A 12,014-nucleotide genomic window follows, 5' to 3' on the forward strand; every position below is an offset into this window, starting at 1 on the left:
ACCTACCGGCCGCTCCTGGGGGAGGGCTGGAGAGGAGCGGGGGAGAGGGGTTACGCGGCCTCTCCGGCGGTTGCTGCGGTGCCCTCCGGGGCGAGGGTCGGGCCGGGCGCCGGGTCTGCCTCGGGCAGGCCCTCCAGGAGCACCGCCTGGCGGTTGCGCTGGCGCCCGCCGAAGGTGAGCTTCTTGCCCTCCACGAGGGGAGCGCCGCAGGTGGTCAGATGGGCCTTCAGGTCGGCCTGCTCCCAGCCGCTGAACAGGCCTCGCTTCTGGCCCTCGGCGAGGAGGTCCGGGAGGTGTGCGGCGGTGCCCTGGTCGGACATGCCGGCGACGTACCGGATCAGGGCGTAGAGGGTGGCGTCGGAGGGAGCGTCCTGCAGCTCGTCGTCCTGGTCCTCGGAGTCGTCTGGTCCGGCCTCAGCGGAGGCGTTGGCGAGGGCGTCGTCGGTGGCCGACTCGGTGTCGGGGGAGGTGGTGTTGCCAACGACTACCGCCACCACTACCCACAGGACCAGGGCGACGGTGATCACGGTCGGTGCGTACCGGGCGACGGGGCGGGCCAACACCGGGGAAAAGAACACCGTCAGGGCGAGCGCGCCTCCGGCCTGCTGCCGCGTGACCTTGATCTTCGAGGCGTGAGGTCGCAGGGCCCGGATGATCCGGCGGTTGCCCGCCCCGAACGCGGTGAGGCTTATGCCTTCGAGGTAGTGGTGCAGCTTCATCAGGCGCCGACCAGGCCCTTGAGAACGGAGCCGATCACGGTGAGCGGCAGCGCCCAGATCCCGCCGGCGGCGCCGTAGACGGACGGCACGGTGGCGCCGAGGATGCTGTCCTTCCACGGGCCGGGCTTGGTGCCGAACAGGACGATGGTCAGGATCGCGGCGACCGCCCCGGTGCCGACGCTGCCGAACGCGGCGCTCTGCGAGGTGAAGGCGTGGGTCACGGCCTCGCCGACCGTACCCGGCGCGGAGAAGGCCTGTCCGGCGCCCGCCGCGAAGATGCCGAACACGATCATGAGCCAGGCGGTGTGCTCGTCCTTGTGGCGCTTGGCCAACTTGCCCTGCTTCTCGGCCTTGCGGCTGCCGAGGATGATCCAAACGGCGATGGCCAGGCAGAGACCGCCGGAGCCGAACGAACCGAGCAACTGGGTGTCCACAGTGGTCTCCTGATGGTCAGTGGCGGGTGGAAAGGAGAGTGATCAGGGGCGCCAGACCGAGCGCGCCAACCAGAGCGGACGCGAACGGAACCCGGACGAGGACCAGCAGGGTCAGGGCACCGGGGCCACGCACCTCGGACACCCGCACGTGGCCCCACCCGCGCATGCGCAGGTCGAGGACCCAGGCGCCGGCCGCGGCGAACGCGGCGACGGCGAGGGGCATGTGGGCGGCCAGTTGTACGGCGCCGACGCTGTAACCGACCACGGCGGAGGCGGTGGTGAGGATGCACCAGCGCCTGACTCGGCGGGCGCGCTCGGACGGGGGCTGGCGCCAGAGCACGGAGGCCCGCCGGTGCTGGGCCAGGTGCTCGGACCGGTGCCGGGCCTCGCGCTGAGCGGGGGTCTCCCCCTGTCGCTCGTGCCAGGCCTCGCGTTCGGTGTAGAGGCGCTCGGCGCGTTCTTCCGGCGTCTCGCTGATCAGCAGGCCGAGGCGGTTCAGCACGTCGTTCATGTCGTACGCCGGGGCGGTACCGGGTGCGGGCTGTTGGTGCTCGGCGTCATCGTCCTCGACGGCCTGGTCCTCGACGTCGGCGATGTCCTCGGCCTGGTCCTCGTCCTTGCGCAGGTCGACGGGGTCGGCGTCGTCGGAGGCGTCGGGCTCCCGCGGACGCAGGGGCCTGCGCCACCACTCGCCGGGGGCGGCGTTGGAGTCCGGATTGGTCAGGAACTGCGGGCGCTCATGGACGGTCGGGGGCTGGGTCGGGGGCGGGGGAACAGTCATCGGTTCCACCCCCGCCGGATCAGCTCGCGGACGCAAAGGACCGCGATCACGGCGTCGGCGAGCAGGAACAGCAGGCACAGCGTGTAGGCCATGGGTCTCTTCCTTGGAGAGGGCCCGGCCGGAATCGGGCCCGTGGGGTGGTCAGAAGGAGCGCCGCGAGACGTCCGGGGTGTGCCGCCAGTTCGTGATGGAGCGGCTGGTGGGGAGTGCGTCGATCACGGCGTGCCCGGCCCTGTCCGCCTTGCGGACGGCCTTCGCCCTGCGCTGCTGGCGGGACTGGGGCTGGGCGGGCTGCTTCTTGCCGATGCCGAACATCAGGCGCCCTCCCCGATCCGGCCGACGAGGACGAACGGCTCGCCATCCAGCTCGCAGATCGCGCGGAACTGGGCGGGGCGCTGTCCGTCGCTGGAGGCGTCGGAGACCTCCAGCCGGTGGCACCACGACTGGCGGGCCAGGCCGCTGACCTCGTCGATCGTCAGCGGGTCGGCCAAGCGGTAGGCGAGGCCGCCACCGTCGAGGCGAGCGATGCCCAGGCCGGGCACCTCCTTGTGCGTGCTCATCGGGCGCCGCCCTTCGCGTCGACGAGACGGGCGACCAGGCGAGCCGCGGCGCCGGCAGCGTGGGCGCGGTCCTCGCTGGTGATCGGGGGGATGGTGGGTGAGGTTTTCGTCAGGGCCATGACACTGCCCTCCATGTGCGGTGTGGTGGGATGCAGCAGGGGAGAGGATCAGATTCCGCCGCGGCGAAGCTGGCTTCAGCCGGCGGTCGGCGGGTTGTTGCGCTCGGCCTCGACGGCGGCGCGCAGGCGGACGGCGTAGTCGTTGCGGCACCCGAGCAGCGAGCGGACCTTGCGGGTCGACAGCCTGTCGCCCCGGGCGGCAAGGTCGGCGGCCAGCACCCGCACCCGAGCGAGATCCGCCGGGTCGAGGGAGCGGTCCTCGATGGCGCCGGAAGCGTTCCCGCCCCCGCCTGCCGAGAGCCCGGCCACGGTGTTGCCGAGGGTCGGTGCGGGCACGTTCGACCCGGTTCCGTAAAGGGCTTCGAGGGCATCGAGCGTGATCGGGGAAGTGTTCCGCAGCCCGTCGGGAACGGTGTCGAGGTAGACGCCGTCGGACGGGCCGGTGGGCAGCGGGAGGGTGAGGGCGGGGAACGGGTCGTCGGGCATTCCCGGCCACAGGTCGGCCGGTGCCGGGAGTGCGCTCAGCTCCGCCACGCGGGCGCGGGCGTTGAGCCTGCGGGCCAGCAGCTCGGCGGTCAGGCCGGGGACGGTGACGCCGTGGACGTACTCCCACGCGATCCGCCACGCCTCGTCAGTCGACAGCGCGCCGAACGGGGCGGCGGACAGCAGGCGATCGGCCACCTTCCGGACCTCGGGGTGGTGGTCGGCCCGGAGGCGGGCGTGCTCGGCTCGTTCCTTCGCCTGCTTCTTCTCGGCCGTGGTCGGGCCGCGGCCGCCGTGAGTCTGCAGGTCGGTCAGCCAGACGGCGCCGATGCTGGACAGGGCCAGCACGAACGCCACCCAGTGATGGTGCGGGTACTGCTGCCAGCCGTGGGCGAAGTTGATGCCCCCGGCGACGGTCCCGGCCGCCCACGCACCGCCCTCCAACATCGCGGCCAGCAGCACCGCGAGCAGCAGGTACACCTTCGCGTGGTCGAGGGCTACGACCTGGGACACCACGGCCGGCACGATCGAGCACGCTTGCACCAGGCGCACGAACGTCCGGGCAGGGTTCGCTATCACCCAGCCGGTCACCCGACCGAACCGCTCGGCCCGTGCCGCCCGGCGCCGGTCCCTGACCTCCTCGGCGGAGCGCCGGTCGGCCTCCCGCCGCTGGCGGGCCGCCTCGGCGTCCAGCCGGGCCTGTTCGCGCTCCTCGCGTCGGTCCGCACGGTCGTCGGCCCGGGCGGCCTGGCGGTCCACGCGTCGCTCGGCGCGGTAGTCGTTCAGCCCGCTCACCGCGCACCCCCACTGAGCCGACGGGCGAACCCGGCCGCCTCAGCGGCCTGCGCTTCGGTCAGCCGCCCGCGCCGGTCCAGCACGTCGGCGAGCCGACCGACCTGCCCCCAGAGGGTGTTGAGCAGGGCGTCCGCGTGGTCGTGCAGCGCGGACAGGTCCCGGCACGGGTCGTCGCCGGTGTTGAAGGTGACGCCTACGCCGAAGGCCTCCCGCACGGCCCTGTAGACCTCGCGGCGGTCGCCGATGGCACCGAGTTCCGTCAGCCATCCACGCGCGACGCTCCACCGGCCGCTCTCGCGCAACCACCGGTCCTGTGCCCGTTCGCCGGCGGCCAGCATGGCCAGGCCGTCGCAGAGCGGGGCCGACCAGGACTCGCAGGCGACCTCTCCGGCATTGCCGGGGCGGTCCGGGTCCAGACCGAGGTCGTCGCGGATGGCGACGCTCTTGAACGGAAGCCCGAAGTGAAGCATGACCGTGGCGTGGCCGGCTTCGTGCATCGCGATGGCCCGCCGCAACTCGTCCTCCGGCAGGTCCAAGGCCTCGGACACGGTCATCCCCGGCCGCAGCGTCGGCCGGAGATTGCGGGTGGTCAGCCCAGTCTGGGCGTCGTAGTGCCAGCCAGTGCTGTTCAGGATGCCGCTCACGCCGCCACCCGCTCGACGCTGACGCTGCGGTGGATGGCGGCCAGATGCCGCAGCGGCACCGGAGCCATGCTCAGCAGGCGCCCGGCGTAGGCGGCCAGTCCCAGGTCCTCCCGGCGCAGTTCCGCCAGGACGTCGGCCGCAGCGTCCATCCGGGCCTCGCGCTCGACGGCGCTCTCACCGGGCACCCCGGTGAACAGGCGGGTGAACTCCGAGTCCACGGCGAGACCGAGCGCCAGCTCGGCGAACTCGTCCTCGTTCAGGGCCGTTTGGCCTGCAACAATCGACCTCACGGGTCTACCTCTCCCTCGTAGGTGTGTGGGCCCGGGGCTGCCGCGCGCCCGGCCAAGGAATGCGCGGCGGCCCGATTCACGGGCCCAAGGAAGACAGCGGCCGGCGCGGGATGCGCGGCACGCTGCACGTGGACGGGGAGGGAGTCGCACCCTCGCCCCCGCAGGGGCCCACTTCGGGCCGTCCGCCTGGTCTGCCACCGCCTCTCCCCAGACACCTCCCTTTGCGGGGTTCTCGGCAGGACCTATGGAGTTGTGAAGGAACGAGCGCTGCCTTCAGGGGGTTGTCACCCCACCCCTCCGGGCGCGTTTGTGTAGCTCAGAGCAGCCCAAAGAAGGCCCCTCTGTGCCGCCCCTGTCTCACTTGGTGCGACACACACAACATAGGCAACCTGCTTAGGCAGGTCAAGAGAGTTGGGTTTCTCGCCCCTCTTGGGCACCTGCCCTAGCATTGGTCCATGGCCCTAGACCCGGATGACTCGCGCCCCCCGTATCAGCAGGTCAGCAGCTCTTTGCGGGCCTCGATCCTCACGAAGAAGCCGGGCTTCGAGACCGGCGACAAGCTGCCTTCCGGCCCCGAACTGGCGAAGCACTTCGGCGTGGCGCGCGGCACGGTGGACAAGGCGCTCGACCTGCTCCGCACCGAGGGGCTGATCGTCACCCGGCAGGGGAGCGGCTCATTCGTCCGCGAGCGCACCTCTCGACCGGTCGGGCTGCGGCCGCACCTGGAGGCCGCCTTCGAGCAGCAACAGGTGACGCTCGACTTCGCTGGCTTCTCTAGCGAGACGCTGCACAACGCACTGCAGGAGCCGCTGGACAAGGTCCGCTCCGGTCGGTTGGCGCCAGAGTCCATCACGGTCCGGCTGCTGCTGCCGGACACCACGGCGCCGATGGCCGTGCCGGTCCTGGTCGACGGCCTCCAGGACGAGGCCGCCCTTCGGCAGCGCGCCCGCAACATCGCCCTGACGAACGCCGGCGGCATCGCGCACTCGGTGGAGATGCTGGCCGAGCTGGGCCTCGTCCAGAAGGCGAGCGTCCAGGTCAAGGTCCACCGGGCATCCAGCCTGTTCAAGCTGTACATCCTGAACCGGTCGGAGGCGTTCTTCGGCTTCTACCCGCTCCGCGAGCGCACGGTGACGATTGACGACACCGCCCACACCTTCTACGACGTCACAGGCAAGGACACCACCCTGTTCCATCATGCCGCCGGCCCGGACGACGCCTCTCTCGGATCGCAGTACGTCCAGCAGGCCCAGATGTGGTTCGACAGCGTGTGGAGCACGATCGCCTACGAGCGGCAGCCATGACCGCCCCCCTTCAGCAACTCGCCGACGTGCTGCGACCGGTGAAGCACGTTCTGCTCGACTTCGACGGCCCGGTCTGCTCGGTCTTCGCCGGCCTCCCCGCGCCGGAGGTCGCGCGCCGACTCCGTGAGGGCCTGCTCGCCACCGGCGAGGAGGCTCCGGCCGGGGCCGAGGATGAGAGCGATCCGCTTGCCCTGCTCCGGCTGGTCGCGGACGCCCGGCCCGACCTCACGGAGAGTACGGACGCCGCGCTGGCTGCGTTGGAGACCGAAGCTGTCCGGGTTGGTCGCCCGACCCCAGGCGGAGAATCGGTTCTGCGCGCGTCTGCCAGCTCCGGTCGGTTGGTTTCGGTGGTCAGCAACAACGCGGGCGCGGCCATCGAGGCCTACCTCGCCGAGCACGGTCTCAGTGACTACGTGGCCGGCGTCTTCGGGCGTGCCCCGGGCGACCCTTCGTCCATGAAGCCGAACCCGCGCCTCCTGCTCGAAGCGATGGAAGCCGCAGGCACCGGGCCGGAGCACTGCATCTTCATCGGCGACGCGACCCGGGACGTCGAGGCCGGAAAGGCCGCTGGCGTCCGGACGATCGGCTACGCCAACAAGCCGGGTAAGGACGCCAAGCTAGCCGCCGCCGGTGCCGTGATGGTCGTGGACTCGATGCAGCTCATCGCGGATGCCCTGACCTGATGTTCACGCTCCTGGTGTTCGGTGCCCGAAACGTCGAGGCATGAGCGACATCGTGGCGACACGTCCGTTGTCGTCCCCCGATGGCTGAGCCGTGATCGCTCGCCAGCGCAGCTCTTGGCGGGTTAGTCGATCTCGTGATTCTGCAGACATGCTGCGCGCGCGGTGACAGAATTGATGAATCGGCCGATCTGGGCGCGAGGGGAGAGTAATGAGCCAGCGGGAGCTAGTTTCCTATTTTAAACAGGCCACCATGGAAATGCAGCTCGAATACGAGCGAATCCGCGCACGTGCCATGGAAGACCCGGGGACGGCCGGGGATGAGGGCGAAGAGAATTGGGCGTCGCTCTTAAAGAAATGGCTTCCCGGGGATTTGCAAATCGCCACAAAGGGGCGAGTTCTTTGCGGCGACGGAGAGGCGACTGATCAAGTCGATATCGTAGCCCTCTCTCCTCTGTATCCGCATGGGATGCTGACTAAGAAGATGCATCTCGCCTCAGAGGTGATGGCCATCTTTGAGTGCAAGTCGACCCTGAAGGCGCAGCATATCGAGAAGACGATCGCAAGCGCCAGCCGCGCAAAAGAGGCCATCTATAAAGCGCATGGGAAGGAAGTAATTTATGGACTAGTCGCTCACTCTCACTCGTGGCGAGCTGGCAAGCTGAAGGTGGTGGACGTGATCTCGGACATGCTTGCAGAGGTTGATAGAATCCATGTAGGCCACCCAAACAACTCGCTCGACTTTTTGTGCATTGCAGATCTGGGGGCATGGGTTCTTCGCGCAGAATCAGATGAGGACCTGTACGGTCCGGGAGTTGTCAGCTACTATTCGGGTCCATCGTTTACTGGCTTTGACGGAAAAAGTGTCGATACGTCTCCCATTGGAAGGATGATCACATATACGCTTCGACGTCTTTCCTATCTGGATGGCAAGTATAATGGTCTAGCCGGATATTTCGGGATGGCAGGCCTCGAAGGATTGGGCTCCTATAATTCGAGAAACCTTCGGAAGTGGAAGGATTTCGAAAGTAGGCGTCGACATGTCGATCTCTTCCGTTGAGGTAGCTACTGAGAATTTTTTGCTGTTGTCGGGTAGTGGCAGGTCGTGGTCCCTGCGGTATGCCGTTGATATGCCGCATGCGCAGGGCGGGGGCTTCTGCGGGTCAGTGAGCGGTCGGTGGAGTGGTGGCGCAGGTCCTGGCGCGAGGGTGGGGCCCTGCGCTCGGCGGGACCCGCGAGTGAGCCCAAGCTCTCGGCAACCCAGTTCACCGAACTGGAAGAGGAGCTGGCAGGGGGGGCCAGGCGCGCACGAATTCGAGGACCAGCGCTGGGCCTTGGCCCGGGTCCAGACGGTGAGCGGCCGCCGGTTTCGGATGCGGCTGTCGATCACGACAGTGTGGCGGCTGCTGAAGCGGCACGGCTGGTCCTGGCAGGCCCCGGGCCCGCCGGGCGCTTGTCGTAACGGTGACGGCCCCTCAGCGAGCTCGCCGTGAGGGTCGCGCTCTTTTGTGGGGCGGGCGACATCTGTACGTTCTGGGCGGTGATTACTCAGATCGTCACGTTGCTGGGCGTCCTACTGGGCGCGCTTACCTCGTTCGTGGCCACCGGGTGGGCGGAGCGGACCAAGCACCGTCGGCTGATGGCCGCGCGGTGGGACGAGCGGAAGCTCGACACCTACGTGCAGTACGCGACCTGCGTGAAGGAGATCGACGCGGTCGCCAAGCGGGCCAGACAGGCTGAGTCGGGCTCGACGGCGCGGGCGGAGTTCCTGGCGACGATGGAGCAGGCGGAGATCCAGCGATCGGCGCTCTTCGAGACACTCGTGCTGCTCGCGAGTCCGGCCGCCGTGGAGGCGGCGAAGGCGGTGAACACCGTGCTCTGGGAGTCCGAGATTGCCGCCCGCGAGCACACTGCGGTGTCGAACGGCCCCGTCTTGGTCGAGTTGCTCAACGCCTACCACGCGCAGGCCCGGCTGGACCTCGGCGTCGGTGGCCCCGTCGGCGGAGCGTGAGCAGGAACACAAAGGGCCGTGCCGGGCAGCGGAGATCGCTGCCCGGCACGGCCCTTGAGGCCGGGGAGGTCGCTGGCGTCCCGACGATCGGCTACGCCAACAAGCCGGAGAAGGACATCAAGTTGGCCGCCGCTGGCGCCGTGGTGGTTGTGGACTCGATGCAACTCATAGCCGACGACCTCGCCTGATCTGGCGCCCAGAACACGAGTGTTCCCCGAACCTGTCTCCCTCTCGCGCTTACTCCCCTACGCTCCGTCGTAGTAGGTGCTGGTCGAGGTGGAGGGGACACTCATGACGGACGAGATCGCCCAGTTGGTGGAACAGGCAGGCCCGTACCTGGCGGCGGCCGTGAGTGCGTACGGCGGGGCCGTCTTGACCCGGGCGGAAGACAGTGCCGTGGAGGCGACCGCCAACCTGGGTCGTCGTGTCCTGCACGCGGTGTTCCGTCGCGGCTCGCAGAGCGAACAGGCCGCCTTGGAAGCCGCGGTCCAGGACGCCGCTGAGGACACCACCGACCCGGACGCGGCAGCGGCGCTGCGCCAGCAGATCAAGCGGGCCCTGCGCGAGGACGCCGGACTCCGCCAGGAGCTGGCTGGCCTCGTTGGGCCGGCCGCCGCCTCCGTGACGATCACCGCGTCCGGGGAGCGGTCGATCGCTGCCCACACCATCACCACGGCCATCACCGGCGACGGCCACCGCCTCGCCCAGTGACCGGGTCCCACTACGACGCCTCCGGTACCAGGGCGATCACGGCCCAAAGCATCGGCACCGCCCACACCGGTGACGTCATCGGCCTGCCCGCCGAGATCCTCACCGCCGCCCGCGACGTGCCGGCCCCTCCCAGCCTCACCAACCTGCCGCCCTATCCCCTCTGTCTTGGCCGCGAGGACGCCCTCACCTGGCTCCGCACCGCGCTCACAGCAGACGGTGGGACCGCGATCACCCAAGCCTCAACCGTCCACGGCCTCGGCGGTATCGGCAAGAGCACCCTGTCCCTCGCCTATGCCCACCGCTACCGCCGCACCTATACCCTCATCTGGTGGATCACCGCCGACTCCCCGGCCCGTATCAAGCAGTCCCTCGCAGACCTGACCCTCCGGCTGCTCCCGTCCTGTGCCGGAATCGCCTCCCAGGACCAGCAGGCCCAGTGGGCGATGACCTGGTTGCAATGGCACCCAGGATGGTTGCTGGTCTTCGACAACGTCGAGAACCCGGCCGACCTCACCAGCTACCTTGGTGCCCTCAACCGCGGACACCACCTGATAAGCAGCCGCCGCGCCACCGGCTGGCCGCGCACCATCAGCACCTACCCCCTCGGCACCCTCGCACCCGATGAGGCCGCCGAACTGATCTGCACCTACGCGTTCACCGACGGCAAGCCCACCCCCCGCGACCTCCAAGACGCCCGCGCACTCGCCGCTGACCTCGGCCACCTCCCGCTTGCCTTGGAGCAGGCCGGCGCCTACCTGCGCCAGCACCCCACCATCAGCATCGACGCCTACCGCCAGCGCCTGCACACCAAGCTGGACAAAGCGGCCGAGGGCATCGACGCCGAACGCACCATCGCCCGCATCTGGACGCAGACCCTCCAGGCTCTCGACGCCCGGAACCCCCACGCCGTAACCGTCCTGCGGATCCTGGCCTGGCTCGCCCCCGACGGCGTCCCAATCAGCCTTCTGGAGTCTGCCGACACCGATAACGACGACCTCCATGAAGGCCTCGGCCTGCTCGGCGCCTACAGCATGGTCACCGTCACCAGGCACACAGTCAGCGTCCACCGTCTCCTACAGGCAGTCCTCCGCACCACTGCGCCGCCCGAACTCGACGGCTCACCCTCAGGCCGCCGCGGGGCCGAAGAAGCGCTCGTGCAAGCCCTCATCAGCTCCGATGCCCCCCAGGCAACAGGCGCAGCCACAGCTTTGGATGCTCTGATGCCCCAGCTGACTGCGCTTGCGGATACCAGGCCAACTGGGCGCTATGAGGACCGCGCGACAGCTCTCTACTCCACCGCAGCTGAACGCCTCTACACGCAGGGCCACGAGGCTCGAACCATCCCCCTCCGGCGAGCCATGCTTGCCCAGTATGAGCAAGTCCTCGGCGACACCCACCCCAATACCCTGATCGGCCGCAACAGCCTCGCCCAGGCTTACGAAGCGGCTGGTGAGCTGGACCATGCCATCGCTCTCCACAAGACCGTCCTCGCCCAATTCGAGCAGGTCTTCGGCGAGGCCGCCCCATACACCCTGGCCAGCCGCAACAATCTCGCCAGCGCATACCGGGCCGCCGGGGATCTGGCCCAAGCCATCACGCTGTACGAGACTTCCCTCACCCAGTGCGAGCTCGTCCTTGGTAGCACCCACCCCCAGGCCGTGACGACTCGCAACAACCTCGCCCAGGCTTACGAAGCGGCTGGTGAGCTGGACCATGCCATCGCTCTCCAGAAGACTGTCCTCGCCCAATTCGAGCAGGTCCTCGGCGACACCCACCCCAACACCCTGACCAGCCGCAACAACCTCGCCAACGCATACCGGACGGCCGGGGACCTAGACCGAGCCATCCCCCTGCTCGAGACCGTCCTTACCCAACGCAAACAGGCCCTCGGCGACACCCACCCCGACACCGTGATCAGCCGTAACAACCTCGCCCTCGCCTACCAGGCAGTCGGCAACCTGGACAAAGCCATCACCTTGTTCGAAACCGCTGTCGCCCAGTGCGAGCAGGTCCTCGGCGACACCCACCCATACACCCTGATCAGCCGTAACAACCTCGCCGCCACCTACGAAGCGGCGGGGGATCTAGAGCGTGCCATCACACTCCACGAGCTCACCCTCTCCCAATCCGAGTACGTCCTCGGCGATACCCACCCCGACACCGTGATCAGCCGTAACAACCTCGCCCTCGCCTACCAGGCAGTCGGCAGCCTGGACAAAGCCATCACCTTGTTCGAAACCGCTGTCGCCCAGTGCGAGCAGGTCCTCGGCGATACCCACCCATACACCCTGACCAGCCGCAACAACCTCGCCCACGCTATTCGCGAGCGCGGCACGCAACCCGAGCCACCGCTGTGAGCACTGTTCCTGCCGCATGCTGTTGTCCCAGCGGGCGTGTAAGCGATCTCGTGTAAGTGCCTTGTGGTTATCGGATGCTGAGCCGGTCCTCGAAGAAGAGTGAGAACTGGTTCAGCGCCTCCTTCC

16 protein-coding genes and 1 pseudogene are annotated in these 12,014 nt (G+C 68.7%); 8 read left to right on the forward strand and 9 right to left on the reverse strand.

The window, feature by feature from the left end:
- Positions 1–50 precede the first annotated feature (50 nt).
- The 9 genes from ACPC54_RS13325 to ACPC54_RS13365 form a co-directional block, all read right to left on the reverse strand.
- On the reverse strand, positions 51–719 hold the full coding sequence (locus ACPC54_RS13325) for a hypothetical protein (protein WP_498964412.1): 669 nt from the start codon (positions 717–719) through the stop codon (positions 51–53).
- Positions 719–1,153 carry a hypothetical protein gene (locus ACPC54_RS13330; RefSeq protein WP_498964414.1) on the reverse strand — a complete coding sequence of 145 codons (435 nt, stop codon included), beginning with the start codon at positions 1,151–1,153 and terminating at the stop codon, positions 719–721. The genes ACPC54_RS13325 and ACPC54_RS13330 overlap by 1 nt, the downstream gene beginning before the upstream one ends.
- 16 nt (positions 1,154–1,169) lie before the next feature.
- A complete protein-coding gene (locus ACPC54_RS13335) occupies positions 1,170–1,934 on the reverse strand; it encodes a hypothetical protein (protein ID WP_498964416.1) in 765 nt (254 codons plus the stop codon).
- Positions 1,935–2,075: 141 nt separating this feature from the next.
- Complete coding sequence (locus ACPC54_RS13340; RefSeq protein ID WP_498964418.1) at positions 2,076–2,249, reverse strand: hypothetical protein; 174 nt, start codon at positions 2,247–2,249, stop codon at positions 2,076–2,078.
- A complete protein-coding gene (locus tag ACPC54_RS13345) occupies positions 2,249–2,494 on the reverse strand; it encodes a hypothetical protein (protein ID WP_498964420.1) in 246 nt (81 codons plus the stop codon). Before ACPC54_RS13345 ends, ACPC54_RS13340 begins: the two co-directional genes overlap by 1 nt.
- On the reverse strand, positions 2,491–2,613 hold the full coding sequence (locus ACPC54_RS13350) for a hypothetical protein (RefSeq protein WP_498964422.1): 123 nt from the start codon (positions 2,611–2,613) through the stop codon (positions 2,491–2,493). The genes ACPC54_RS13345 and ACPC54_RS13350 overlap by 4 nt, the downstream gene beginning before the upstream one ends.
- Positions 2,614–2,688: 75 nt before the next feature.
- Positions 2,689–3,891 (reverse strand): hypothetical protein, encoded by a 1,203-nt coding sequence (locus ACPC54_RS13355; RefSeq protein WP_498964424.1) that lies wholly within the window; start codon positions 3,889–3,891, stop codon positions 2,689–2,691.
- Complete coding sequence (locus tag ACPC54_RS13360; RefSeq protein ID WP_498964426.1) at positions 3,888–4,535, reverse strand: hypothetical protein; 648 nt, start codon at positions 4,533–4,535, stop codon at positions 3,888–3,890. Before ACPC54_RS13360 ends, ACPC54_RS13355 begins: the two co-directional genes overlap by 4 nt.
- A complete protein-coding gene (locus ACPC54_RS13365; RefSeq protein ID WP_498964428.1) occupies positions 4,532–4,825 on the reverse strand; it encodes a hypothetical protein in 294 nt (97 codons plus the stop codon). The genes ACPC54_RS13360 and ACPC54_RS13365 overlap by 4 nt, the downstream gene beginning before the upstream one ends.
- A 455-nt stretch (positions 4,826–5,280) precedes the next feature.
- On the opposite strand from ACPC54_RS13365, the gene ACPC54_RS13370 reads away from it, so the two are divergent.
- The 8 genes and pseudogenes from ACPC54_RS13370 to fxsT all read left to right on the forward strand — a co-directional run bounded on the left by ACPC54_RS13370 (position 5,281) and on the right by fxsT (position 11,888).
- The gene (locus ACPC54_RS13370) at positions 5,281–6,129 is read left to right on the forward strand and encodes a GntR family transcriptional regulator (protein ID WP_396243090.1); all 849 of its coding nucleotides are present in this window, start codon (positions 5,281–5,283) and stop codon (positions 6,127–6,129) included.
- Positions 6,096–6,812 (forward strand): HAD family hydrolase, encoded by a 717-nt coding sequence (locus ACPC54_RS13375; RefSeq protein WP_498964431.1) that lies wholly within the window; start codon positions 6,096–6,098, stop codon positions 6,810–6,812. Before ACPC54_RS13370 ends, ACPC54_RS13375 begins: the two co-directional genes overlap by 34 nt.
- Before the next feature lie 250 nt (positions 6,813–7,062).
- Entirely contained in the window at positions 7,063–7,869 is an 807-nt protein-coding gene (locus ACPC54_RS13380; RefSeq protein ID WP_498964433.1) for a DUF6602 domain-containing protein, read from the forward strand.
- A 96-nt stretch (positions 7,870–7,965) separates the two neighbouring features.
- A pseudogene (locus ACPC54_RS13385) lies at positions 7,966–8,248 on the forward strand (winged helix-turn-helix domain-containing protein); the annotation flags it as partial.
- 101 nt (positions 8,249–8,349) lie between these two features.
- Entirely contained in the window at positions 8,350–8,820 is a 471-nt protein-coding gene (locus ACPC54_RS13390) for a hypothetical protein (protein ID WP_498964435.1), read from the forward strand.
- Positions 8,817–9,008: a hypothetical protein gene (locus tag ACPC54_RS13395; protein WP_498964437.1), complete on the forward strand. Its 192-nt coding sequence runs from the start codon at positions 8,817–8,819 to the stop codon at positions 9,006–9,008. Before ACPC54_RS13390 ends, ACPC54_RS13395 begins: the two co-directional genes overlap by 4 nt.
- Before the next feature lie 103 nt (positions 9,009–9,111).
- Positions 9,112–9,531 carry a hypothetical protein gene (locus ACPC54_RS13400; protein ID WP_498964439.1) on the forward strand — a complete coding sequence of 140 codons (420 nt, stop codon included), beginning with the start codon at positions 9,112–9,114 and terminating at the stop codon, positions 9,529–9,531.
- Entirely contained in the window at positions 9,528–11,888 is a 2,361-nt protein-coding gene (gene fxsT, locus ACPC54_RS13405; RefSeq protein ID WP_498964441.1) for an FxSxx-COOH system tetratricopeptide repeat protein, read from the forward strand. Before ACPC54_RS13400 ends, fxsT begins: the two co-directional genes overlap by 4 nt.
- The last annotated feature ends 126 nt before the right edge of the window (positions 11,889–12,014 follow it).

Origin of the sequence: Kitasatospora sp. NPDC094028 (genome assembly GCF_049543595.1) — a bacterium.
Classification (GTDB): Bacteria; Actinomycetota; Actinomycetes; order Streptomycetales; family Streptomycetaceae; genus Kitasatospora.